Source organism: Thalassospira sp. GO-4 (assembly GCF_023588965.1).
Classification (GTDB): Bacteria; Pseudomonadota; Alphaproteobacteria; order Rhodospirillales; family Thalassospiraceae; genus Thalassospira; species Thalassospira povalilytica.
In genome coordinates this window covers 81,087-106,446 of the sequence record NZ_CP097807.1, presented here as the reverse complement: position 1 = coordinate 106,446, position 25,360 = coordinate 81,087, and the positions used below count along the sequence as shown (strand labels likewise).

Genomic DNA, 25,360 nt, shown 5'->3' with positions numbered 1-25,360 from the left:
TCAGAACACTATAGTGATAATGACCTTTATTGCGCCGATGAACAGATCAAATTGCGGTTACCACATTCAAAAAACGTGAAAATTTGGCAACAGAACCATTCTCTAATTGAAAATCATTATCACAAGCAGTATCACTTAAACGGAAGCATAGGGATCAGGGTGACTATCGGGGAGCAAATTTCTTCATTTGCGCAAGATGTTTTGCCGCTCTGATCCGCGGGGCATTGCCCTTGGCTCACTTTCAGGGATAGATGGGAACTCCTATGAAAATCGCAAAAATTCTCGGGACGGCCGCATTGGTGTCGACCCTTGGTGTGCAGGCATATGCCGCACCGGGCGCCAAAGACGTTCTGACGACCTATGCCGACATCGCGCATGCCGGTTACGAAGATTCACTGATCACTGCCAAAGAACTTCAGGCTGCTATTGATGCACTGGTTGCACAGCCGTCGGCAGAGACCTTTGGTGCTGCGAAATCTGCCTGGTTGGCAGCACGCGCGCCTTATCAGCAGACCGAAGTATATCGCTTTGGCAATGCCATCGTTGATGACTGGGAAGGCAAAGTTAACGCATGGCCGCTTGACGAAGGCCTGATCGACTATGTCGAAACCGGTCTTTATGGCGAAGAAAGCGAAGAAAACCCGGCATACACCGCCAATGTGGTCGCCAACCCGACCCTGGTGATTTCCGGTGAAACCATTGATGCATCGACCATTGATGCTGCTTTGCTTGAAAGCCTGCATGAAATTGACGACGTTGAATCCAACGTTGCCACCGGCTACCACGCGATTGAATTCCTGCTTTGGGGTCAGGACCTGAATGGAACGGGTGCTGGTGCAGGTGCACGTGAATGGACCGACTATGCCGCTGGCGATGCATGCACCAACGGCAATTGCGACCGTCGCGGTGCGTATCTCAAGGCGGCTGGCGATCTTCTGGTATCCGACCTTGAATGGATCACGGCACAGTGGGCCGAAGGCGGCGAAGCACGCGAAACCGTTCTTGAAGGTGATGGTGTTCCGGGTCTGACCGCAATCGTCACCGGCATGGGTTCGCTTTCCTATGGCGAACTGGGCGGCGAACGCACCAAGCTTGGCCTGCTGCTTCATGATCCGGAAGAAGAACATGATTGCTTCTCCGACAACACCCATAACAGCCACTACTATGACGCGCTGGGCATCCAGAACGTTTATCTTGGCCGTTACACCCGTGTTGACGGTTCGGTCGTTGAAGGCCCGTCGCTTTCCGATCTGGTTGCTGCAAAAGACGCAGCCCTTGATACCGAACTGCGTGGCAAGCTTGCAACGTCGGTTCTGGCTGGCAAGGCGATGGTTACCCGCGCACAGGGCGGCGAACATTTCGACCAGCTGATTGCCATGGGCAATGACGAAGGCAACGCTGTTGTCCAGACCTTTGTGGATGCCCTGGTTGACCAGACCAAATCGATCGAGCAGATCATTGCCGCTGTCGGCATTGACGGCATCGAGTTCGAAGGCTCCGACAGCCTCGACAATCCGTCTGCAGTCAACTAAGCCTTTTTACGGCACCTGCCTTGAAGGCATTGAACGGCGGGGGATGTGTCTCCCGCCGTTTTGCTTTTTATAATAATGACAAGAACCGAACCCGCCATGAAACGTCCCGCTTTTGCCCTGCGCTATATTCTGTCATCCGGTCTTGTACTGACCAGTTTGATGGCACCGTTGATCCCTGCCCGTGCCGACGATCTGTCTGCATCGGCCCTGCCCGGCGGGGACACCACATGGCCCGACGCAGATGGCCGGAATGTTTTCACCCATTATTCGGCCAATATGACCTTTGAAAAGCGGCTTGATTTCAAGCTTGGCGAGGCCCTTTTTCAAAGGCTTTGGGTGACTGCCCCGACCCGGACCAAAACCGCCGACGGGCTTGGCCCGCTGTTCAATTCGCGTGCTTGCAGCGGATGCCATATCCGCAATGGTCGCGGCCATCCGGTTGATGAAAATGCCCCGGGTGACGGCGCGACTTCGATGTTGCTGCGCCTGTCGATCCCGCCGCAAACCGCCGATCAGTTGCGCGACCATCTGGATGGCAAGATCGCAACCATTCCCGATCCGGTTTATGGCGGACAGTTTCAGGACTTTTCAATCCCGGGCATCAAGGCCGAAGGCCGGGTAAAGGTTACCTACCAGGCCCAAGATGTCAGCCTGGCCGGGGGTGAAGTCGTTACCCTGCAAAAGCCCGATTACCAGATGACCGAACTGGCCTATGGGCCGCTTCATCCCGATGTGATGGTTTCTCCGCGCCTGGCACCGCCGATGATCGGTCTTGGCCTGCTTGAAGCCATCCCCGACGATGTGTTGCTGGCGGCGGCCGATCCCCAGGATCGTGACGGCGATGGCATATCGGGCCGGGTCAATCATGTCTGGGATATTGCCCGCGGAAAGCTGGCAATCGGTCGATTTGGCTGGAAGGCCGGGATGCCGACACTTGATCAGCAAAACCAGAATGCCTTTCAGTTTGATATCGGTCTGTCGACCCCGCTTTATCCCAACGGATCGGGCGATTGCACCGAAACACAGAAAAATTGCCTGACCGCGCCGGATGGCAATGACCCGGAATTCGAAAACCTCGAAGCCCATTCGCAGGTCACCGATCTTGTTTTGTATTATACGCGCAACATCGCCCCGCCTGCGCGCCCGGATGCCCATGATGCCGATGTCGTTGCCGGGCAGCAGATTTTTGCTTCAATCGGTTGCGCATCCTGCCATACGCCGCGCTATCAATTGCCAGAACGCCCCGACATGGCCGAGCAATCCGGACAGGTGATCTGGCCCTATAGCGATCTGTTGCTGCATGACATGGGCGAAGGACTTGCCGATCATCGACCCGAAGCACAGGCATCGGGACGCGAATGGCGCACCCCGCCGCTTTGGGGAATTGGACGGGCAAAACAGATTGATCCGCGCGCGCAATTCTTGCATGACGGGCGGGCACGTACCATTCTTGAAGCCGTACTTTGGCATGGTGGCGAAGCCGAAGCTGCGCGCAATTCTGTCACATTGCTGCCACCATCTGAGCGCAGGAAACTGCTTGCATTTCTCAAGTCACTTTGAGACTGGCATGGGTTACCCCGGCGCCAAGCCCTTCAGATCAAGTGAATATTCGGAAAAGACATATGCTCCTGAAATCATGTTCGCGTCTTATGCTTCTTTCAACCACCGCCGCAATTGCGATTGGTTTTGCAGCCCCGAACGCACATGCCGATATCCCGGATGAAAATTACCGGCCGGTTCTGAACCATCTTCTTAATGAAGTCATGCCGCCGAAACTTGATGACTTTCACAAAGCCAATGCGCAACTCAGCACGTCGATCACGGATTTCTGCGCCGATCCGGATGCCGATGACCTGAAAGATGTTCAGGAAGATTTCCATGTCGCAATGGATATCTGGCAGGAAATCCAGCCATGGCGCATGGGACCAATGGTTGCCAATGGCCGCGATCAGCATATCGAATATTGGCCAGACAAGCACGGCACCGCTGCCCGCCAGTTCCGGAAATTGCTGTTTAGCAAACCGGCAGGCTATACCGATCCCGAACAGCTGTCCGAAGCCAGTGCCGCCCTTCAGGGGTTCCCGGCACTTGAAGAAGTTCTGTTTGATCCCAAGAACACCGCCCATCTCACAAGCGGTGACGAAGACGGCGTGTACCTTTGCCAATACGGGGCTGCCATTGCCACCAATCTTGAAACGATTGCCGGGGAATTGCGCGACGAATGGCCGGAATTTGCCGATGCCATGGCGACAGCCGGCCCCGACAGCATGGATTACCCCACCGCCAAATTTGCCGCGACCGATCTTTATCGCGCCCTGCATGAAGGTATCCTGATTATATCGGCCCAGAAACTTGGCAAACCGCTTGGCGATAACAAGCAGGACGCCAAGGCCAGCCGCGCAGAAAGCGAAGTATCGAAACGATCACTTCGCAACATCGCCCATAACCTGACCGGTCTGTTTGCGATCTATGATGGCAAATGGGGCGATGTCGGCAGCGAAGGAACCGGTTTGGCTGCCCTGATTGACAGCAGCCTTCTGGATCGTTCGTTCCGACTGAACTGGCAAACCGTGGTCGACGCGCTTGATGGTCTTCCTGCCTCGGTCGAGGACCTTCTGGCCCAGCCTGACGGGTATGACAAGCTGGCGGAATTCAAATCCCAGATCGATTTTCTGACCACGCTTGTTGAAAACGATATTGGTGGCAATACCCAGCTTGGCGGCGGGTTCAATGCGCTTGACGGCGATTGAGCACCCCTGACCGGGCCTGAATACGGAGGATAAAGTGAGACATCAACGTCGCGAGTTTCTGAAACTCATGGGGGTTGGCGGGGCATTTACCCTGTTGCCGATTGATATCGCCCGTTCGGCCGGCACGCCGGCACCCGAAGATCGCGCGGTCTATATCTCGGCCAGTGCCGGGGATGCCGATGATTATTATGTCAGCGCGTTCAACGCATCGGGCAAGATCCTGTTTGAACAGGCCCTGCCGGGACGCGGACATGATATCGGTCTTCGCCCCAATCATGTTGATGTCGCAGCCGTTGAACGCCGCCCCGGCCTTTACGGGCTGATCCTTGACCGTCATACCGGCGATGTCCGTGCCAAACTGCATTGTCCGGAAGACCGCCGGTTTTATGGACATGCCATTTATTCCAATGACGGGCGGTTCCTTTATATCACCGAGAATGACTTTGATCATGCGCGCGGTGTTGTGTCGGTCTGGGATGCCGAGGATGGTTATCGCCGGGTCGCGGAATTTGACAGCTTTGGCACCGGGCCGCATGAATTGCATCTGATGCCCGGCGGCGAACAGCTGGTGATTGCCAATGGCGGGTTGCATACCCACCCGGATTTCGACGGCCGCACTGCCCTTAATATCGATTCGATGGAACCCAATCTGTCGATCATTGACCGACGGACCGGCAAACTGATCCATCAGGCGTCGCTGAAACATGACTGGCACCAGCTTTCCATCCGCCATCTCGATGTCGCAGCCAATGGCACCATTGCCGCCGGTTTCCAGTATCAGGGCGAGATCAATGATCAGGTGCCGCTTGTCGGTATCTGGCAACCGGGCAAGGAAATCCGCCCGATCGAGGCCCCCGACAATGTCCAGTACCGCATGCGCCAATATTGCGGATCGGTGCGCTTTGATGCATCGGGCCAGGTATTTGGCATTTCGTGCCCGCGCGGCGGGCTTGTGACATTCTGGGATGCAAAGACCAATGGATTCCTGACCCATATCGCGGCCCCTGACGGATGCGGACTTGCCGCAACCGATCGCCCGGGTGAATTCGTCGGCACCAGCGGTCTTGGCAATGGCTGGCGTCTTGATGCGATTCGCCGAAAACGCGTGGAACTTCCCGACGATTCTCATAAATCGCTGCATTGGGATAACCATTTGCGGCGCATTACGGCGTAAACGCATCCCGAATGAATGTTGATAAAACCCGCACAAATGCTGCGGGTTTTATCGTTTTAGCCCCATAGAAACCGCAGAAAACCGGCAGATTAACCGACTGTTTTGGTCGGGCTATTTAAATGAGACAATTATCAACTAAAAATTTTACGCAAATGAGAACGATTTTCACTTGCGCAATGGTTTTCCCTCACCTATAACAGGTCTCGACACAGCCCGCGAATGCAACCCATTCGCATTTGTCCCCAAAACGGCTTGTCTCTCACCTACGGGTCCTCTCTCCCCGTAGGCCTCTCAAGGTGGAATAGCGGTGGTTATCGATGCGGGAAACGATAACCGCCGCTTTCTCTTTTCGGGACCTTTTTCCTATCGCGCGGTGCGCAGAGCGATCAGAAGACGCAGGCTGTTGATGGTCACAAGGACAGTCGCCCCTGTATCGGCAAGAACAGCCAGCCACAAGCCGGTCAAACCGGTGATCGACGTCACCAGAAAGACGGCCTTGAGGCCAAGTGCAATCGTGATGTTTTCACGTATCACCCGGCGCGCCGCACGCGACAGTTTGACCAAATTGACGACATCCCCAAGGCGCTCCTTGACCGCGACCGCATCGGCGGCCTCAAGCGCGATATCGGTGCCGCCACCAATGGCAATACCGACATCTGCGGCCTTAAGAGCGGGTGCGTCATTAATGCCATCGCCAACCATGGCGACCGGGCCGGAACGTTTCGGATCGTCCCGAAGGGCCGTCAGGGCATCAAGCTTGTCTTCGGGCATCAGTTCGGCGCGATAATCCATGCCAAGATCGGCTGCCATGCGTTTGGCCACACGGGTGGCGTCGCCTGTTAGCATCACCGGGGTAATGTTAAGCCTGTTAAGTTCGGCAAGGGCGGCCTTCGCATCGGCGCGCGCCACATCACGCAGTGCCAATGCACCAATGATTTGGCCGTTTTTCAGGATAACAACCGCAGTACTGCCGTCTTCTTCCTGTGCGGTCAGCCAGCCCGCCATATCGCCATTCGGTGTGATACCAAGCCGGTTGGCCGCCCCCACCTGATAGGTCACACCATCAATTTTGCCTTCGACACCGGCACCGGCGATGGTTTTGGCATCTTCGATCACCGGCAATTCAAGGTTCCGGTTTTCCGCCGCCGCCACAACAGCACGGGCTAACGGATGGGACGTCACGGTTTCAAGGGCCGCGGCAATGGTCAGAAGGCCGTTTTCGCCATACCCATCCGTGGTTTTGATCGCGGCAACTTTCGGCCTTCCTTCGGTCAGGGTGCCGGTCTTGTCAAATGCCATGGTGCGTACCGCCCCGATCAGCTCCAACCCGGCACCGCCCTTGACCAGAAGGCCGATCCTTGTGGCGCGTGCCAGGGCCGATGTCACCGCAGCCGGTGTTGAAATCACCAGTGCACAGGGGCAGCCGATCAGAAGCAATGCCAAGCCGCGATAGATCCATTCTTCCCAGCCCTGCCCGAACAGAACCGGCGGGATGATAACGGTCGCGGCGGCAAGCGCCATGATGATCGGTGTATAGATACGGGCAAATTTTGCCACAAACCGTTCGACCGGTGCCTTGTGCTTTTCGCTTTGTTCGACCAGCTCGATCACGCGATCAAGCATAGTCTGCCCGGCCGCACGGGTAACCGTGATCCGCACCGGGCTGTCTGTGACAATCGCACCGGCAAAGACGTCATCGCCCGCCTTGCAATAGACCGGAACAGATTCCCCTGTCAGATGGCTGTTATCAATATCAGCCGCCCCCGATGCAACCACACCATCGGCCGGGACCCGTTCCCCGGGGCGGACTTCAACAAGGTCGTTCAATGCAAGTTCCGTCGGTGAAACGGTCTGCACGCCATCGCCGGTTATGCGCCGCGCCTGTTCGGGGGCCAGCTTCATCAGGGCCTTGACCCCGCTTCGTGCGCGACCGGCCGCAACACCTTCAAGCCGTTCGCCAATCGCAAACAGCAGCACGACCATACCGGCCTCAAGACTTTCGCCTATCGCCACCGCCCCGATGACAGCAACCGACATCAGAAGTTCGATCGAGAAAATCGCGCCGCTTTGTGCCAGTCGCATCGCTTTTTTCATTACCGGCACAGCAGCCAGAACAGATGCAACCGACATGGCATAAGACCCGAATGACGGGATAATCACCCCCACCAGACCGCCCAGCGCCAGACAAATGGCCGCAAAGGCAATTTCATCATTTTCAGACGACCAGGGTACAAACCGCCGTTTGATACCGGTACCGGCATCGGCATCAACATCCGCAACTTTTGCGGTCGCGTCGTGAGTGTGACTGTGACTGCGACTGGTCGAATTGGGGGCACCATCCTGCGCGCATGCGTCACCGGCACAACAGGATGTATTGCGCTGGGCGCCCGTCATACCGGGTGCCGTTTTCTCGCGGGCCGGATAGCCAAGCTTGTTCAGTAACGAAGTAACCGCAGCGCGATCAGATTGGCGATCATCATCTAGGCCAAGAGTAACGGTTTCGCGCATCATCGAGACATCGACACAGGACACGCCATCCATTTTGCCAAGGGCGGTTTCGATCTTGGCAACACAGGATCCGCAATCCATGCCCGACACCTGCCAATGGTAATGGCGTTTCGCATCGGCCTGACGGGCAAGAATGTCCCGCAAGGTGGCGTCTTCATCGGCACTGATCGGTGATGATGTTGATATGCCCTGCCCATCCCCGGAAATACCACGCCCCGGAATGGCCCGCGAAAGAACATCAATCAATGATGCGCGGCACTGCGCACAGTCACCAATTGCCGGAAGGTCTTCCCATTTTGCGACGAAGGACATTCATCACCTCATAAAATAAAATTTTCATTCATATGTTATATTCAAACTATGCTTCATATATTCATCTGTCAAGAACATTCAAATACGCATTTGAATGTATGGAAATGCCATGCCTGACCGGCCAGTCACCAGCCCGGCAATCATCCTTCAAGCAGCTGAATTAAAACAAAATCAGATCAGTCGTGCGTCACATGCGCAAAGACATCACGCACCACGCGCGAAATATGTTCATCATCGATCTGATAGAAAATATGCCGTCCGCGGCGCTCGGATGCCAGAATCCGCTGATCGCGCAAATGGCGCAAATGATGGCTGCAAAGCGATTGCGACATGTTGGTCGCATCGGCCAGTTCACTGACGGTCTGCGGGCGTTCCATACACCGCAAAACCAGCTGCAACCGCCCGGCATCCCCCAAAAGCGCAAAGATCTTTGCCGCGGCCTCTATATGGGGCAGCGACAGGTTCGCCCCCACAGCACGTGACGCATCGCGCGTGACGGCTTCACCCTGTTCGGTGCTCAGACCAAGACGGGCTGCCGTATCGCATTCCTGGCAATCTGTTTCGGTTGGCGACGACATGGCCTTACTGACCGGGGCTTTGCCAACCGGGGACTTGGTGATCGGGGATTTGGTTTTGCTTTCTGACATGCCCCTATTTTCCATGACAGCCGATCCAAGGCAAGGGGAACTGAACCAAAACACCGTGATACGATCCACGACACCGCCGATTTCCAATCGTCCCGGCCCCTGCCCGGTTGAAAAAATCACAAGGGAACGCTCGACACCGCAAGTCCGATACCCGCGACCTGCACCGACACCACACCGCGATCGGTCAATTTCACATTGACTCCTTTCGATAACTTATTCATGTTTTACATTAATTATATAAATCGATTCGTGAACTTCACCTGACAGGAGCCCCACCATGTCCACCCCATCCACGTCACATGCCGCGAAGCCCGATACCCTTAAAAATGTTCGCAGGCTCAGCACCCTGCTTTATTGGGGATGTGCGGTTGCGATCGTTCTTCAATTTCTTGCCATTCCAATGGTCTGGTATCTGCCGGGATGGGTCGAAGCCAGCACCAGCCAGATGACGGTCAGCCTTGCGGAATTGCACGCGCTTTCGGGATGGCAGAAATATGCCACCATCCTGGTAATGATGATCCCGTCATTGATCATGGCCTATGGGCTGTTTCACCTGCGCAAGATGTTCGGGGCCTTTGCCCATAACGCGATTTTTCAGCCTGAAACGATCCGTCATCTTAAACTGTTTGGCGTCGCGCTTCTGGTGCAAACACTGGCCAAACCGCTGACCGGGGCTACGACATCGGTATTGGCGACCTTCCACCGCCCGGCCGGTGAACGGATGCTGTCCATTGGCCTTGGCAATGCCGAGGCCAGCACGCTTTTCCTTGGTGCGCTGATTATCGTGATTGCCTGGGTGCTTGGTGAAGCGGCCCGGATTGATGATGAAAACCGGAGCTTCGTCTGATGGGGATTGTTGTCCGACTTGACGTGATGCTCGCCACCCGCAAAATGAAATCCAAGGATCTCGCCGCCCGGATCGGAATCAGCGAACAAAACCTGTCGCTTTTGAAATCGGGAAAGGTGCGCGGCGTACGCTTTGAAACCATGGCTGCAATCTGCAAGGAACTGGACTGCCAGCCCGGTGATCTGCTGGAATTTGTTGCAGATGACTGACTTCCGGCGCCAGACAACCTGATCCAGAATGCCTGCAATCAACGTAAAGCCAACATTCTCATAACTTTACGGGTGCCCTGTGACATACGAGCTTTTCATTCTGCTGTTAAATGCGTTGCTGTGCCTGACCTTTCCCTGGGCCTATAATTACGCCTATGCCAAACAACCCGGTGTCGGCGGCAAACGGCTGATGGGCAATCGTGACGGCCTTCCGGAACGTGTGGGCATGGCCGCACGCGGATTGCGCGCACATCAGAACCATCTGGAAAACCTCGTACCGTTTGCAATCATCACCCTTGTCGCACAGGCAACCGGCGTTTCGAATACGATCACCATCGCCTGTGCGACTGTATTTCTTCTTGCCCGTCTTGCGCATGGCGGATTGTATCTTGCCGGGATCGAACATCTCGGCCCGGTCAAAGGCGTGCGATCCATCGCCTATTTCGTCAGCCTGTTTGCCATGCTGGTCTATGCCGCACAGCTGTTTCTCCATGCCTGACACAATACCGGGTTCCGCCAGAAACGATGCGGTACTTGCCGCAACGTGATTGTTTTGCCTAAATGAAGCCAATAAAGCGATGGCACCATCGTAAAAAACACAAATGCTTCAGGAGAGGACGGAACAGATGACACAAAAGATCGCCCTGATCACAGGGGCTGCGCGCGGGATCGGACTTGCCACCAGCAAACTGTTCATCGAACAGGGCTGGAAAGTGGCAATGATTGATCGTGACGGGGATGAACTGACACAGGCCGCAAGCGCGATGACGGATGGCAAGGCATTCATCTTTGATGTTTCCGTCCCCCAACAGGTCGATCAGATGATTGACAATGTTCTTTCGGAATTCGGCCGGATTGATGCAGTGGTCAACAATGCCGGGGTTGCCGATTTCCTTCCGGTCGAAGAAACCAGCTTTGCCGCCTGGCGCCGGATCATGGAAACCAACCTTGATGGTGTCTTCCTTGTCTCGCAGGCGGCCATTCCGGCGCTAAAGGAAACCAAGGGTGCTATTGTCAATATCGGCTCGATCTCGGGCCTGCGTGCATCGACCCTTCGGGTGGCCTATGGCACGTCAAAGGCCGCCGTCATTCACATGACCAAACAACAGGCCGCCGAACTTGGCGAATATGGCATTCGCGCCAATTGCGTCTGTCCCGGCCCGGTCAAAACCAAACTTGCAATGGCAGTCCATTCAACCGACATCATATCAGCCTACCTTGATGCCATGCCGCTTGGCCGATATGGCACGGAAAATGAAATCGCCGAAGTCATCCATTTCCTGTGCTCGGACAAGGCAAGTTTCGTCACCGGTCAAATCGTCGCCGCAGACGGCGGGTTTGAAACCACCGGCGTTGGCCTGCCCGCGCTGCGCCGAAAGTAAAGGCAATGACCCCATGCGCCTGCTTCGCCTGATCATCGCATTGACCACCCTGTTGGCCCTGCCGTCCTGCCTAACCTTTAACTGGCAACGCAGCGTCCAACAGGTCTTGTCAAATGCATGCAATTCCACAGGCGATTGCGGGTCGGATGGGCCCGGATCAAACTAAACAAACTTAATCTTCACCATTTCGCATCACTCTCATATCCCGGACTGCATCACGTATATTGCGGCGAAGCCAACGAGATAATAGCCCTGATCCTCCTTGATCAGGGCTGTCACGCTTTGGATCAATTTCTGTTGCGTCCGGGATCAGAGCTTCAAATGCGGCTGCAGCAATTGCGTTCTCATAGCCCTCCCCGGCTTGCTCTTTAAATGAAGCAACTGATGCTGCAAGTGTCTCTTTGTGCCTGTAACTCTCCTGTAAGGTGAAGAGTTGGCGATGGCGCCTACTCGCGAATCCCAACAAGAACAATGATGGCAACAGCACAAAAATGCGTACAGAAATCGCGCCTAAAAACTGCAACGCAGCGACGCCAAAATCCGCTGTGTTGCCGGTTACGAAACTAGGAAACTGTATGTAGCCGTTCACAAACGGTAGTGCATTGAAAACACACAGGACTGAGACAAACAGAAATACTATTGAGCCGTAGAATTCCTTCCGGACAGTTGAGATCGGTCCATCTAAGTTTGTCCTTGCAGCAGCGTAACTATTTGCTAACCCCGCAGAGGTAGCGAGCCCCAGCAATTTTCTACTCTGCTTGTCTATTTCCTCATGCTCATGGCGAACGTCGGTGGCACTTTTCACCAAACTTTCCAGCTCGGATCGATTATCCTCGAGGAACCTTTCGACTGCCTCTTTTTCTTTAATTAGAGTATCTTGCACTTCTCGCAAGTTTTGTTTGAAACCCTCAAAATCCGGGTCAAATGCCGAAATTCTACCACCGAGATCGCTCGCCTCCTGCTCATTAGTCCTCACTCTCTGCAATAGACTTTCAACTTCTTCGGACTTTGATTTCCAATCAGTCAAAATTCCAGAGAGTTCGGTTTGAGCTTTTTGAGCTGCGTCCAAGGCAGCCTCAGCCCCATTGCTTGCCGTGGATGCTTTCGTAGCTTCCCCTTTTGTGACACGCTTTATGCCGCTAACTTCACGCTTCGCCTCATTCAATTCCGTGAGCATTTTGTTGATACCCTGCCTCAACCCGGTGAACGGATTGTCTGACTGGCCACCGAAGGCAAGCTTCAACAAAAGCAAGTGTTCTGTTGTCGCTTCAAGATATTTAACGATGTTTTGAAAACGTCCACGCAGGTCACGATTTTGACCATTTGCCGTACGCATAATAGCAAGGTTTTCATCTACGGAAGTAAAACCTTGCTGCTTCACCCAATTCACATCAGAGACGACATTAGTACATTCTGTGACTGCGCTCTGCAGATTAGTAACCACCGCACCAATGCTTCTTCTTGGGAATGGGGGACCCGATGCATTCTTTGGAAGCGACACGGACAACTCAACGACCGATGTGAGGTTTGAATAGACATCTCCGAGAGTTTGTTCGCCAAAAACGATATCGCCAGAGATCAATTGTGAGCCATCGCTTGCTGTGGCATCCTGCAAAGCGCTCATCATTTGCTCTGCTGCGTTTTTGAGCTCTGCTGCTTGAGAAATAATCTCGGAAAACATTACACTCCCCTCGTAACCTCCGACTTTTATTAGATAAAATTAATGCAATTTTGACGAGAAAACCATCACAAAAAAAACGGCGCGCCCAATGGACGCGCCGTTTGTTGTTTCCGATATCGGAAAACTTATTCCCACTCGATGGTTCCCGGTGGTTTGGATGTAAAGTCATAGGTGACACGGTTGATGCCGTTGACTTCATTGATGATGCGGTTGGCGATGCGGCCAAGCAGTTCAGGCGGGAACGCATAGAAGTCCGCGGTCATGCCATCGGTCGAGGTGACCGCGCGCAGTGCACAGGCATAGTCATAGGTACGACCGTCGCCCATCACGCCAACGGTACGCACCGGAAGCAGAACGGCGAATGCCTGCCAGATCGCGTCATAAAGACCGGCATTGCGGATTTCTTCGAGATAGATCGCATCGGCCTTGCGCAGGATATCAAGCTTTTCGCGCGTGATCGGCTGGCCAGGAATACGGATCGCAAGACCCGGTCCAGGGAACGGATGACGCCCGACAAAGCTGTCCGGCAGGCCCAGTTCACGCCCAAGGTCACGGACTTCGTCCTTGAACAGTTCACGAAGCGGCTCAACCAGCTTCATGTTCATACGTTCCGGAAGACCGCCAACGTTATGGTGCGACTTGATGGTGACTGACGGGCCGCCGGTGAAGGACACGCTTTCGATCACGTCAGGGTACAGCGTCCCCTGTGCGAGGAAATCCGCACCGCCGATTTTCTTGGCTTCTTCTTCGAAGGTTTCGATGAAGAGACGCCCAATGGTTTTGCGTTTTACTTCCGGATCGGTTTCGCCTTCGATCGCACCGATAAAGGTTTCGGACGCATCAACATGAACCAGCGGGATGTTGTAATGGTCACGGAACAGGGAGACGACCTGATCGGCCTCGCCCGCGCGCATGAAACCGTGATCGACAAACACGCAGGTAAGCTGATCACCAATTGCCTCGTGGATCAGAACTGCGGTAACCGAGCTGTCAACACCACCCGACAGACCACAGATGACCTTGCCATCGCCGACCTGTTTGCGGATCTTGTCAATCGCATCGTCCTTATAGGCATTCATCGTCCAGTCGCCAGAGCAACCGGCAACACCATGCGTAAAGTTCTTAAGGAGCTGTGCGCCATGCGGGGTATGGACCACTTCCGGGTGGAACTGAACCGCATAGAATTTCTTTTCGTCATTGGCGATGGCGGCAAACGGTGCGCCTTCGGATTTGCCAACAACGCGGAAACCGTCGGGAAGCGCATCAACACGGTCGCCGTGGCTCATCCAGACCTGTTCGCGTGCGCCCGCGGCCCAAACGCCGGTAAACAGCGCGCAATCTTCGATCACGTCGACAAAGGCACGACCGAATTCACGATGATCGGATGTCGCGACCTTGCCGCCAAGCTGGTTGACCATGGTCTGCTGACCATAGCAGATGCCCAGAACCGGAACGCCGAGTTCAAACACCTTTGCCGGTGCCGACGGGGCCTTGTCCCAATGGACAGACGCCGGGCCACCCGAAAGGATCACGGCCTTGGGGGCATATTCATCAAGGAACGCATCCGAGATGTTATTAAAAGGGTGGATCTCGCTATAGACACCGCTTTCACGCACGCGACGTGCAATCAGCTGGGTAACCTGGGATCCGAAATCAATAATCAGCACGCGATCAGTCATCGGGCCGTATCTCCGTCGAAGATGGGGTTGCGCCGTACATACGCCAAACCATCGTGATGGGCAACCCGGCGCAGGCGGTCCCCCAACGATGCATTCAAAAAACTTGCGCCCTGTTGCCGGGCCGGCACGGAGAATTGCGGCGTTTTTGCGCACATCATCCCCCGAAAATTACACAATTGGTCCCTTTTTCCTTCGCAATGGTCGCGCAGTATTCCAATCAACGGAACGCGGGAAACAACGCGTCCGAGCATGAGCAACGCATTTTTGATCGAAGCAAGGGACACGTAATCATGAGCACTTCCAAAGGTAGCAAAATCGCACTCGCCGTCGCTGGTCTTATTCTGGTTGCCGGTACTGCAACCGCAATCGCGATGACCCAGAAAGATGGCGGTTCCGCCCTGCCGATCTTCGGTACGGAAGAAACCGCCCCGGCTGAAAAATCCGAAACCATTGCACCGGCTGCGCCGAGTGCCGAAATCGGCGAAAGCCTGAAGACCGGCCCGGATGCAGAGGATGATGTTATTCCCGGTATGAACAATCTCGAAAATTCGGAAGGTTCGGACAGCAATGGTCCGGTCTATGACATTCCGGCCGAGAAAACCGAATAACCTGCTCTGAGCAACAAACGGGCTGACGCCCGCGACACCGTGGGACCGGCAATCTGCAGAAGAGCCACTTAACGCAATATTGCGTTCACGGTAAAACAAAACTGGCCCTGCGAGTATTCCTCGCAGGGCCTTTTTTCGTGCAGACGGACTAAGGCTGATGACGGGCCGGATGCCATATGTCATCACCGGTCGGTCCATTATTTTACCTTGCCTTTGGCGGTCCGTTCGAACACCGCAACAAAGAACCCGTCGGTGCCATGGACATTCGGCGACAGACGCAACCAGGGCTTATCCTTGCCGCCCGGAACCGGAACGGATTTTGGTGCATCGGGCCAGATTTCATTGATCGGCACCGGTTTGAAATCCTTGCGATCGCGCATGAAGGTTTCAATCAGGCGTTCGTTTTCTTCGGGCATGATCGAACAGGTCGCATAAATCAGGCGCCCGCCCTTGGTGACCTTGGCCGCACCGGCCTTAAGGATCTTGCTTTGCTGCGCCATCAGGGTGCGCAGGTCACGCTGACCGATACGCCAGCGCAAAGCCGGGTTACGGCGCAACGTCCCAAGCCCCGAACAGGGCACATCAAGCAATACACGGTCAAAGAAGCCCGACTTGTTGCGCAGCCAGCTGTCGCGTTCATCGGCAATGATGCGCTGCTGGATGCAATCACCTGCACCGGCGCGACGTGCACGTTTGCGCGAATTGTCCAGACGCCCCCCATGGGTATCACAGGCAAGGATACGTCCCTTGCCGCGCATGTCAGCCGCAATACCAAGGGTCTTGCCGCCACCGCCAGCACACATATCAAGGATGGTCATGCCCGGCTTGGCATCGACCAGCTTGACGCAAATCTGCGATGCTTCGTCCTGGATTTCGATCAGGCCATCCTTATAGGCCGCAGTCACCAGCATATTGAGGCCCAGCGGCAAACGCAGGCCGTTGGGTGCAAACGGGGTGCGTTCAATATCCTTGATGCCATCGGCTTTCAGCGACTTGATCGCGTCTTCGACAGTTCCGCGCAGGCGGTTGACACGCAGATCAAGTTTGGCCGGCTGATTATAGGCCGCCATTTCGGCAGACAGGTTTTCATGATGAAGCTTCATCAGCTCCGCATACAGCCATTTCGGCAACTCGGTTTTGACCGCGCCGGGCTGGGCATCATGATCAAGGGTCTTGTCGGCCAGTTTGTTGATCAGGTGCTTTTCATTGGGATGAAGCGTTTCCGGGCAGAATTGTTCGCCGCTGAAACGGTCTTCGATATCGGCCTTTGACAGACCATCATGCAGAACCAGTTCGGCGATCATGCGTGCACGACCGTCCTGAAACTCATAGCCCATTTCCGCCAGCCACCAGCCCAGACGGGCCTGATGACGGATCAGGTTATAGAAACGTTCGCTGATTTCACGGCGATCGCCACCGCCGATGTAACGGCGTGATCCGAAATAGCCAGATACAACGCGGTCTGCGTCGTCTCGGGTATGGGTCCAGCCATCATAAAGTTCAATGACGGCTGCGATACGTGCACCGGGTTTCAAAGCGAATTTCCAACCTGTTTTGCGGGTGTTACTGCTGCTTCGGATATGGGAAGCGCAAACACCGCTTGCGATAAATACGATAAAAAAGACGATGACGGCAGGAAGACCTGCCGTCATCTGAAATACGGGGCTGCTGATAGCATGTCACGCGCGGTTCGCCAACCGCTTCGAATGCAGGGCTGCTCAGCGAAATCGCGGCAGCCAGATCAGCAACCTGATTGCTTAGCCGCCCGGACGATAGTTCGGAGCTTCGCGGGTGATGGTCACGTCATGGGCGTGGCTTTCGCGCAAGCCGGCATTGGTGATGCGCACGAATTCGGCACGTTCACGGAAATCGGCAAGGGTCGCCGAACCGGTATAGCCCATCGATGCCTTAAGACCGCCAACCAGCTGATGGATGATCTGGCCTGCCGGACCTTTGTAGGGAACGCGGCCTTCGATGCCTTCGGGAACCAGTTTCAGGTTGTCCTGGACGTCCTGCTGGAAATAACGGTCGGCCGAACCGCGTGCCATGGCACCGACCGAGCCCATCCCGCGATAGGATTTATAGGAACGGCCCTGATAAAGGATGACTTCGCCCGGTGCTTCGTCCGTACCGGCAAGAAGGGAACCAACCATGCAGGTGCTGGCACCCGCGGCCATTGCCTTGGCAATGTCGCCCGAGAATTTGATACCACCATCGGCAATGATCGGCACATCAAGCTTGTGCGCCATTTCGGCACAATCAAGAACCGCGGTCAACTGCGGCACGCCGACACCGGCAACAATACGGGTCGTACAGATCGACCCCGGTCCGATACCGACCTTGACCGCATCGGCACCGGCTTCTGCCAAGGCCTTGACGGCGGCTGCGGTTGCGACGTTACCGGCAATGATCTGGGTATCGCCGACTTTTGCCTTGATCTGTTCCACCGCCTTGATCACGCCAGCCGAATGGCCATGCGCGGTATCAATGACCAGAACGTCAACACCGGCTTCGATCAGTGCTGCGGCACGTTCAAAGCCCGCCTCGCCGACACCGGTTGCTGCCGCAACGCGCAGACGACCGCTTTCATCCTTGCAGGCATTCGGGTGCAGCTTGGCTTTTTCGATATCCTTGACCGTGATCAGGCCGGTGCAACGATACGCTTCGTCAACAACCAGAAGCTTTTCAATACGGTGCTGGTGCAGAAGCTTTTTGGCTTCGGTGGTGTCGACATTTTCGGTCACCGTAACCAGACCTTCGTGGGTCATCAGTTCGGAAACCGGCTGTGCGCGGTTGGATGCAAAGCGGACATCGCGGTTGGTCAGAATACCGACCAGCTTGTTCGAGCCGCGTTCGACAACCGGAATACCCGAAATGTGGTTCACATCCATCAGATCAAGCGCATCGGCCAGCGTCTGGTCAGGATGAATGGTGATCGGGTTGACAACCATACCCGATTCGAACTTTTTCACGCGGCGAACTTCTTCGGCCTGCTGTGCGATATCGAGGTTCTTGTGAATGACCCCCATGCCGCCATGCTGTGCCATGACAATCGCCATTGCACTTTCGGTCACCGTATCCATAGCCGAGGAAAGCAGCGGGATTTTCAGGTCAATTTTCTTGGTAATGCGGGTGTTGGTCTGCACCTGAGCCGGCAGCACTTCGGATGCTGCGGGTTTGATCAATACGTCGTCAAACGTCAGGGCTTCTACAATGCGGGTCATCTGGCCACCTCGTTAATCTGAGTTGGCGCGGAATTTATACACGTTACGCCCCAAATGCCAAGTTTTCTGCGCCCATAACAGCCCTGTGATTTTATTGATGCTTTATTTTGCGCATTCCGTTAGAAACTGGTCGATGGGGCTTCTGGCAGGCAACGCCGCACAAACGTTGTCATCCCGCCAACTGTCAAAGCCGCCAAATCCCTGACATCAATGTTATGTGATCTGCCTGCGATGCCGTGCGCAAGATGGCGTTTTTGCAATCAGGCAACGTCTTGGGTACGGGTATCAAGAACCGCCCCGACAAAATGGCGAACATCACCATCAAGTGTTTCCGCACGTCCCAAAAGACTGGTTGCCTCGTCATGCAGGGCAAGCAGGACATCGCGCGACGCATGGGTGCCTGATGCGACTTCGGTTACGCTATCGACAATGTCGCGCATCCGTTTGACGGCCTGTTCGATACGGTTGCCGATTTCTGTCACCGCGGCGGTTTGTTCGCGGGTTGCCCCCGCCACCAGACGCGCACCATTGTCAATTTCGGCAATGGTTTCACTGATATCGCGCACTGAAATCACGGCTTCGCGGGTCATTTCCTGCATCTGACCGATTTCACGAATGACCTGTTCGGCGGCATGGGCGGTCTGGCTGGCAAGATTTTTGACCTCGGATGCGACAACGGAAAATCCCTTGCCGGCATCGCCTGCCCGCGCGGCTTCGATCGATGCATTCAGGGCCAGAAGATTTGTCTGATCCGCCACATCCGTGATCAGTTCAACCACACCGGTGACCCTTACGGCCAGCGCATCAAGACGCCCCATATGTTCCCCCGCAGACCGCGCACGTTCAACAGCGGTTTCTGACAGCGACGCCGATCCGTCAATCTGACATCCGATCTGCTGGATGGATCCGCTGAATTGTTCGGTCGCGGTCGCAATCCCGTCAAGTGCGGCACTGCTTTCATCTGCAGCCCGGCGCATTTCCGCCGCCTGGATCGCAATTTTACCGACATTCTGCGACAGGAAGTCGGAATTGGTGGTCAGCTTGCGCGCACTATCAGACAAATCGCCGACAACAAGCTTGAGATCATCACCAATCTGCCCGGCACTGTTGCGAAATGTTCTGGTCTGCGCATCCATGACATCAAGTGCCTGATTGACCTTCTGGGCATATCCGACCAGATCACCGCGCAGCCCGCGTGGAATGATCTTGCGGAAATAATCCCCGCGCGATGCGCAATTCATCGCAGCAGCGGCTTCTTTGGTGAAGGCTTCTGTCAGGTCAAGCAACTGATTGACGGCATTTTGCATATTGGCAAGCTTGCCCCGGTGCAACCGGTTGGACACGCGCGCATCCATATTGCCATTGGCCGCAGCACGAACAATGTCGCACAGCTCATCAAGATATCGCTGTTGCCGATAGATGGTCAGAAGCCCAACGGCACAACAAACGCTGAGCACCCCGGCAAGGCCCGCCACAACAAGGCCGATATGCGATGACCAGACAAATCCGGCAACAACAGCCAACAGGCCCAGACACCAGCCCCCGGCCAGTACCAGACGCAGATTAGAGAGTGAAAACAAATTGATCATAATCGACGCCTGCATCCCCCAGAAGCTTCGTGACCATTGCCGTTCCGCGTGCCATGCCTTCTTTGCGATTGCGTTCTTTGGCTTCTTCTTCGCAAAGGGCGGCATAAAGCGGAATGACTTTTTCAATGGCATCACGACGCGGTACGCGACGATTTGAATGATATCCGATGATCTTGCCATCCGGACCGAAAGTCGGCGTTACATTGGCCAGAACCCAGTAATGGTCACCGTTCGAGCAGCGATTGATGACATAGGCGAAAATTTCGCGACCGGCTTCGATGGTTTGCCATAACAGGGAAAACACACATCTTGGCATGCCGGGATGACGAATGATGCTGTGGGGTTGGCCAAGGATGTCGCGTTCACGGTATCCGGCCACCCGAAGGAACACATCATTTGCATATGTGATCCGACCTTTAAGGTCGGTCTTTGAAACGATAATTTCGTGTTCGTCGAAATAGCGTTCGACGCCGGTCAAGAACAGATTGTCCTGCTTCATCAGTTACACCCCACAACAAAGGACCCACCCCAATCGGTCCATCTGCGCACAAACATTTCGTCGCAGATTGAAGGGTAACTATATCCCGCAATGCCAATTACGGGGTTTGATGTAGCGCAAGGGAAAAGACGATTATTTGGCAGTGCCGGCCGTAACCTTTGCCACGACCGGCCCGATCATTATTCAACCGGCGACCAGCCGTCATCTTCACGCAGTTCGGCGTTTTTGATGTCATCTTCGGCATTGTTCTGGCCGCGGAACCCGGTGGCAATCAGGTAGGCTTCCGGGCTTTCGGGGCGCGATGCCGGCGGCTTGGCGTGTTTGGTCACGCGGAAATTCTTCTTAACCCGGTCAAGCAAATCGTTTTCGGTACCGCCCTTGAACACCTTGGCAATGAAAATACCACCCGGCGCCAGGACCTCCTCGGCAAACAGCAAGGCATGTTCGACCAGGTCAATAATGCGGATATGGTCGGTTTGACGATGCCCGGTGGTTTCCGGCGACATGTCGGAAATCACCGCATCAACCGGGCCGTCAAGGGCCTGCTTGATCATGTCGGGTGCCTTGGGATCAAGGAAGTCGGCCTGCAAACAGGTTGCGCCAGACAGACCTTCCCATTCCAGAATATCCAGACCGACGACCTGGCCCTTGCCATGTTTGGAGCCGACCATATCAATCGCGACCTGCGTCCAGCCCCCCGGTGCGGCACCAAGGTCGACAATGCGCATTCCCGGGCGCAGCAAATCGAACTGGTTATTGATTTCAATCAGCTTGAAAGCCGCACGCGACCGGTAGCCCAGACGCTTTGCTTCCTGCACATAGGGATCATTGAGCTGACGGTCGAGCCAACGCGTCGAAGACAGTTTGCGCCCCTTTGCACTTTTGACACGCGTGCGCAGGCCACGGCGTGCGCCGGTATCAATGGCTGCAATGGCTGAACCCTTGCGGCGGCGCTGCCCGCCTTTTCCGCTGCGATTTTCGCTCATGATCTTTCCTGAACTGAATTCTGTTTTGGCCAATGGCCTGTCGGGACGATGCGTCTACCGATCAGGATGAAGCCGGAATATGCGACACTGTATGACGGCGCGCGTCGCACGGGTCAATAGCATGACCGTCCGCACGCATCAAATCGACCAAAATACCTTCGCGTAGGCCCCGATCGGCGACCTTGAGCGTCGCCAAAGGCCAGATATCACGAATCGCTGCAAAAATCGCCGCCCCTGCATCCATCAGTTCGGCCCGCTGATTCCCGATACAGGGATGCCCCTTGCGCTTGTCAGATTCCATGCGCAACAGCAATTCGGTCACCCGTTCGGCATCGTCAAAACGCAGATCCGATCCGTCAACCTTATGACGTTCATAGCGTTCAAGACCAAGCGCGATGCCACAGAAAGTCGTCACCGTACCGGATGTGCCGACCATCTGGACCTTGTCATCATCCAGCATGTCAGTACAGCAATTGCGTTTGGCGAATTCTTCAAGACGTTCACGGATTTCGGTCCGCATTGCTTCGAACCGTTCGCGCCGTTCCTCGACCGAGGCATAGCGTTCGGTCAGGCACAAAACCCCGCATGGCATCGAAAGCGTTTCAATGCACTGGGTTTTGCCGGTTTTGTCGACCTTGATCCAGCAGATTTCCGTGCTGCCACCGCCAATATCAAACACCACCGCATAGGGGCGTTCATCCAGCAGCGCCGAGCAGGCCTGAAGCGCAAGGCGGCTTTCCTCGTCTGGATTAATGATATCAAGTGTGATGCCGGTTTCATCAAAGACACGACGCACGAATTCTTCGCGGTTATTGGCCGTCCGGCAGGCTTCGGTCGCAACTGCGCGCAAACGTGCACCGGGATGGCGGCGCAATTTTTTGGCACAGACACGAAGGGCATCAATCGCGCGTTCCATGGCCGCTTCGCACAGATATCCCTTTTCGCGGACACCTTCGCCCAAGCGCACGACGCGCGAAAAGGCATCAATAACCTTGAACCCGTCATTACACGGACGCGCCACCAGAAGCCGGCAGTTCGAACTGCCAAGGTCAATCGCGGCATAAAGCTGCACGGTGATGCAATCGACCATGCGCGCAGGTTTTTCACGGTCACCGGGCACATGCACAGCCTGCCCCGGCTGCGGCATTGCCGGTTTGTCAGGCACCTCAAGCACCGCATGGTCGCCCATTGCAGCGCCGCCTGCGGGGCTTTCTGCCCGGTGCGAGTTGCTATGGGGATTGACCTGCTTCACCTTTCGAAAACCTGCTTTCTGTTAATCGCACTGTCTGTATCGCGGATCATCAAGACATTTATATGACGATCCCGCGAATCAGCTATATGAGTGTAACGACAATCCCCGACAAGGCAAATCCCGTATGCAGTAATCGCATGGTTGAATAAATCGAAACAAAAAAGGGGTTGCCAAACCCGGGCGGGTTTTATACATAGCGGCCCACGCCACGATGCATCGCGTGTCGCGGCGGACCAAGTTTTGTTGGGGAATAGGTTAACGGTAGACCTACGGACTCTGACTCCGTCAGTCCTGGTTCGAATCCAGGTTCCCCAGCCAACTTTGCCGGACGTTGCAATGGCCCAACATTGCGCAAAACATGCGGTCCGGGGTATAAATAACGCACACCAAAGTACTGCTGGGGAATAGGTTAACGGTAGACCTACGGACTCTGACTCCGTCAGTCCTGGTTCGAATCCAGGTTCCCCAGCCACTTTGCCCGACCTTCCCGATTTCGACCTTTGTTCTTTGCTGTTCTGATCGGCGTCGATCAATCGTCAATCCTGCGCGCACGCAAATTGCGCGTGATGGCAGCTTTGATATACATCTGTAATCTCGATCACGTTTTCAGGAGACAGGCGATGGATCAGGTCACGGGCGGCTGCCTTTGCGGCAAGGTCACGATCACGGCAACCGGTGCGCCGTACCGGGTCGGTTTGTGCCATTGCCTTGATTGCCGGAAACATCATGGCGCGCTGTTTCATGCATCCGCGATCTTTCCCGAAAAGGCCGTGACCATTACCGGTGAAACCACATCATTCAATGGACGGCATTTTTGCCCGACCTGCGGATCATCGGTTTATGGTCACACCGATGACGAGATCGAAGTCAATCTCGGCATTCTCGATGCCCCGGATCAATTCACCCCGAGTTACGAGCTCTGGACCATCCGGCGCGAAAGCTGGCTACCGGATTTTGCGCTTCGTCATTCTTATGAAAAAGATCGCCCGGAAACCGATCGCAACGAAGATTGATACTGCCTGACCGACATCAAACAGATCATCATGCAGATCGTCAGGAACACAAATGACAGGGGGGCGATGACTGATCAGGTTTGTTTTCGGGCGCCTCGCCCGCATCGGACAAAACACTTGTCCCGGCATCGGTAATCAAAACATCGACGGGCACGTCATATTGGTGGGGTTTGATGTCATCAAGTCGGGTTGCCTCAAACCCGATCCCGACCACCAGTGGCTTGCGCGTCATTGCGGCCAGTGTGCGGTCAAAAAAGCCGCCCCCATAACCCAGCCGGTACCCTGCCCGATCAAATCCGACCAGCGGGGCAAGCAACACATGCACCGGAATTTCGGGGGTATCTTGCGGTTCGGGTATGCGGGCAAAGCCCGGGGTCATTACGGTATCAGGCGTCCAGTCATGAAAGACCATGGGCAAATCCCTGCCCGGAACAACAGGAAGGGCGGCGCGACCGCCTTCGGAAATATGGTCAGTTATCACCGCGCGCAGATCGACTTCATTCTGGATCGGCCAGTAAAACCCCACCGTCGCCCCACGCCGCGCCGACAGGAAACTGTCAAAATGCGCGCGGATCTGATCGGACAGATTTTTATGGGTTACGCTATCGAGTTCCGATCGCCACCTCAACAGGATACGCCGGACGGTTTGCCGCCATTCAGACTGGCTTTGTTCATTGTCCGATTGTGGCGGGGTTGGCAAATTCAGGCTCATGGGCGCGATCACAGTTTGCAGATGGGATAGCAGATAGGATGTGCAGATGGACAGAAGCCACAAGCCTACAGCAAAACCCCATAAACGCATAACGCGCCGGGAACCCGGCGCGTTAACGGTTGTCAGCAAAAAAGCTGCAAGCCAGATAGAAATTTAGAGAATGGCGAGTTCTTCTGCCGACATGCGGCCATTGCGACCTTCAATCAGCTCAAACTGAATTTTCTGCCCTTCATCAAGTCCCTGCAGACCAGCACGCTGAACTGCGGTGATGTGCACGAATGCATCTTTTCCGCCTTCGTCAGGGGTGATGAAGCCATAACCCTTGGTCGCATTGAACCACTTAACCGTTCCGGTAGCCATATCCGTAGTCGTCCTTAGTTTAGTAGGCGCATCCCCGAAGTAAGGAGATGCAAGAAAACAGTCCCTGCAACACACCCATTAAGAGCATGATCACCATCAACCAGGAAGCAACCACGCGCATGAAAGATGCACTGCATCGTTTCAACAATTACGCGAAATTTGGGCTTAGTGCAATGGATTCATGTATGAAGTTCTTTTTTCGCCGTCTGATGTCACCGGCAAAATGCATGATTTCGTGCGGTTGAAAATCCCGTAAGGACACATCACCCCTAGATAAAACAATCTTCACGGCGAATTCTCGCAACGGTTCCAGATGCAAGAATGCAATTATATCATGGGGATATTTTTTTTCATCGAACCGCATATTCAATACAGGCAAATCAGATAGGCGACTGA

At 55.0% G+C, this 25,360-nt stretch carries 22 protein-coding genes and 2 tRNA genes; 12 read left to right on the top strand and 12 right to left on the bottom strand.

Annotated elements, in window-relative coordinates; genetic code table 11:
• The first annotated feature begins 263 nt into the window (after positions 1–263).
• The 4 genes from M9H61_RS00510 to M9H61_RS00495 all read left to right on the top strand — a co-directional run bounded on the left by M9H61_RS00510 (position 264) and on the right by M9H61_RS00495 (position 5,456).
• Positions 264–1,532: an imelysin family protein gene (locus M9H61_RS00510; RefSeq protein WP_068517129.1), complete on the top strand. Its 1,269-nt coding sequence runs from the start codon at positions 264–266 to the stop codon at positions 1,530–1,532.
• 96 nt (positions 1,533–1,628) lie between these two features.
• Complete coding sequence (locus tag M9H61_RS00505) at positions 1,629–3,092, top strand: di-heme oxidoredictase family protein (RefSeq protein ID WP_250282803.1); 1,464 nt, start codon at positions 1,629–1,631, stop codon at positions 3,090–3,092.
• Positions 3,093–3,154: 62 nt separating this feature from the next.
• Positions 3,155–4,282 (top strand): imelysin family protein, encoded by a 1,128-nt coding sequence (locus M9H61_RS00500; protein ID WP_250282798.1) that lies wholly within the window; start codon positions 3,155–3,157, stop codon positions 4,280–4,282.
• A 34-nt stretch (positions 4,283–4,316) separates the two neighbouring features.
• The gene (locus M9H61_RS00495; RefSeq protein ID WP_250282796.1) at positions 4,317–5,456 is read left to right on the top strand and encodes a DUF1513 domain-containing protein; all 1,140 of its coding nucleotides are present in this window, start codon (positions 4,317–4,319) and stop codon (positions 5,454–5,456) included.
• 363 nt (positions 5,457–5,819) lie between these two features.
• On the opposite strand, the gene M9H61_RS00490 is transcribed toward M9H61_RS00495, so the two are convergent.
• Entirely contained in the window at positions 5,820–8,276 is a 2,457-nt protein-coding gene (locus tag M9H61_RS00490; RefSeq protein ID WP_250282794.1) for a heavy metal translocating P-type ATPase, read from the bottom strand.
• A gap of 176 nt (positions 8,277–8,452) precedes the next feature.
• Positions 8,453–8,923 carry a helix-turn-helix transcriptional regulator gene (locus M9H61_RS00485; RefSeq protein ID WP_250282793.1) on the bottom strand — a complete coding sequence of 157 codons (471 nt, stop codon included), beginning with the start codon at positions 8,921–8,923 and terminating at the stop codon, positions 8,453–8,455.
• A gap of 277 nt (positions 8,924–9,200) precedes the next feature.
• Here M9H61_RS00485 and M9H61_RS00480 point away from each other — a divergent pair, with 277 nt between their 5' ends.
• The 4 genes from M9H61_RS00480 (at position 9,201) to M9H61_RS00465 (ending at position 11,361) form a co-directional block, all read left to right on the top strand.
• Positions 9,201–9,770 carry a DUF2975 domain-containing protein gene (locus tag M9H61_RS00480; protein WP_250282791.1) on the top strand — a complete coding sequence of 190 codons (570 nt, stop codon included), beginning with the start codon at positions 9,201–9,203 and terminating at the stop codon, positions 9,768–9,770.
• On the top strand, positions 9,770–9,979 hold the full coding sequence (locus M9H61_RS00475; RefSeq protein WP_250282789.1) for a helix-turn-helix transcriptional regulator: 210 nt from the start codon (positions 9,770–9,772) through the stop codon (positions 9,977–9,979). Before M9H61_RS00480 ends, M9H61_RS00475 begins: the two co-directional genes overlap by 1 nt.
• Before the next feature lie 79 nt (positions 9,980–10,058).
• Positions 10,059–10,478, top strand: coding sequence for an MAPEG family protein (locus M9H61_RS00470; protein WP_250282787.1), 420 nt, complete (start codon positions 10,059–10,061; stop codon positions 10,476–10,478).
• 127 nt (positions 10,479–10,605) lie between these two features.
• Positions 10,606–11,361 carry an SDR family NAD(P)-dependent oxidoreductase gene (locus M9H61_RS00465; protein ID WP_250282785.1) on the top strand — a complete coding sequence of 252 codons (756 nt, stop codon included), beginning with the start codon at positions 10,606–10,608 and terminating at the stop codon, positions 11,359–11,361.
• A gap of 172 nt (positions 11,362–11,533) precedes the next feature.
• Here the strand turns inward: M9H61_RS00465 and M9H61_RS00460 are convergent, their stop codons facing one another.
• Both M9H61_RS00460 and guaA read right to left on the bottom strand, forming a co-directional pair.
• Positions 11,534–13,042 carry a hypothetical protein gene (locus M9H61_RS00460; RefSeq protein ID WP_250282782.1) on the bottom strand — a complete coding sequence of 503 codons (1,509 nt, stop codon included), beginning with the start codon at positions 13,040–13,042 and terminating at the stop codon, positions 11,534–11,536.
• A gap of 125 nt (positions 13,043–13,167) precedes the next feature.
• A complete protein-coding gene (gene guaA / locus M9H61_RS00455) occupies positions 13,168–14,721 on the bottom strand; it encodes a glutamine-hydrolyzing GMP synthase (RefSeq protein ID WP_068517119.1) in 1,554 nt (517 codons plus the stop codon).
• A gap of 290 nt (positions 14,722–15,011) precedes the next feature.
• Here guaA and M9H61_RS00450 point away from each other — a divergent pair, with 290 nt between their 5' ends.
• Positions 15,012–15,329, top strand: coding sequence for a hypothetical protein (locus M9H61_RS00450; RefSeq protein ID WP_068517118.1), 318 nt, complete (start codon positions 15,012–15,014; stop codon positions 15,327–15,329).
• Between the two features lie 197 nt (positions 15,330–15,526).
• Here M9H61_RS00450 and M9H61_RS00445 read toward each other — a convergent pair whose 3' ends face one another.
• The 6 genes from M9H61_RS00445 to M9H61_RS00420 form a co-directional block, all read right to left on the bottom strand.
• Positions 15,527–16,864 (bottom strand): RsmB/NOP family class I SAM-dependent RNA methyltransferase, encoded by a 1,338-nt coding sequence (locus M9H61_RS00445; RefSeq protein WP_068517176.1) that lies wholly within the window; start codon positions 16,862–16,864, stop codon positions 15,527–15,529.
• 222 nt (positions 16,865–17,086) lie between these two features.
• Entirely contained in the window at positions 17,087–18,553 is a 1,467-nt protein-coding gene (gene guaB / locus M9H61_RS00440; RefSeq protein ID WP_101247887.1) for an IMP dehydrogenase, read from the bottom strand.
• Positions 18,554–18,813: 260 nt separating this feature from the next.
• Positions 18,814–20,142, bottom strand: coding sequence for a methyl-accepting chemotaxis protein (locus M9H61_RS00435; protein WP_250282781.1), 1,329 nt, complete (start codon positions 20,140–20,142; stop codon positions 18,814–18,816).
• The gene (locus M9H61_RS00430) at positions 20,117–20,641 is read right to left on the bottom strand and encodes a PAS domain-containing protein (protein WP_068517115.1); all 525 of its coding nucleotides are present in this window, start codon (positions 20,639–20,641) and stop codon (positions 20,117–20,119) included. Before M9H61_RS00430 ends, M9H61_RS00435 begins: the two co-directional genes overlap by 26 nt.
• 179 nt (positions 20,642–20,820) lie before the next feature.
• A complete protein-coding gene (locus M9H61_RS00425) occupies positions 20,821–21,627 on the bottom strand; it encodes an RlmE family RNA methyltransferase (RefSeq protein ID WP_101247885.1) in 807 nt (268 codons plus the stop codon).
• A 61-nt stretch (positions 21,628–21,688) separates the two neighbouring features.
• A complete protein-coding gene (locus M9H61_RS00420; RefSeq protein WP_250282779.1) occupies positions 21,689–22,879 on the bottom strand; it encodes a Ppx/GppA phosphatase family protein in 1,191 nt (396 codons plus the stop codon).
• Between the two features lie 244 nt (positions 22,880–23,123).
• Here M9H61_RS00420 and M9H61_RS00415 point away from each other — a divergent pair.
• The 3 genes from M9H61_RS00415 (at position 23,124) to M9H61_RS00405 (ending at position 23,892) form a co-directional block, all read left to right on the top strand.
• Positions 23,124–23,197, top strand: a tRNA-Gln gene (locus M9H61_RS00415).
• Positions 23,198–23,277: 80 nt separating this feature from the next.
• Positions 23,278–23,351: transfer RNA gene (locus tag M9H61_RS00410), tRNA-Gln, on the top strand.
• 148 nt (positions 23,352–23,499) lie between these two features.
• Positions 23,500–23,892, top strand: a complete 393-nt coding sequence (locus tag M9H61_RS00405; RefSeq protein WP_250282777.1) for a GFA family protein — start codon at positions 23,500–23,502, stop codon at positions 23,890–23,892.
• A 40-nt stretch (positions 23,893–23,932) separates the two neighbouring features.
• Here the strand turns inward: M9H61_RS00405 and M9H61_RS00400 are convergent, their stop codons facing one another.
• Positions 23,933–24,604: a 5-formyltetrahydrofolate cyclo-ligase gene (locus M9H61_RS00400; protein WP_250282775.1), complete on the bottom strand. Its 672-nt coding sequence runs from the start codon at positions 24,602–24,604 to the stop codon at positions 23,933–23,935.
• Positions 24,605–24,757: 153 nt separating this feature from the next.
• Positions 24,758–24,964: a cold-shock protein gene (locus M9H61_RS00395; RefSeq protein WP_008892097.1), complete on the bottom strand. Its 207-nt coding sequence runs from the start codon at positions 24,962–24,964 to the stop codon at positions 24,758–24,760.
• Between the last annotated feature and the right edge of the window lie 396 nt (positions 24,965–25,360).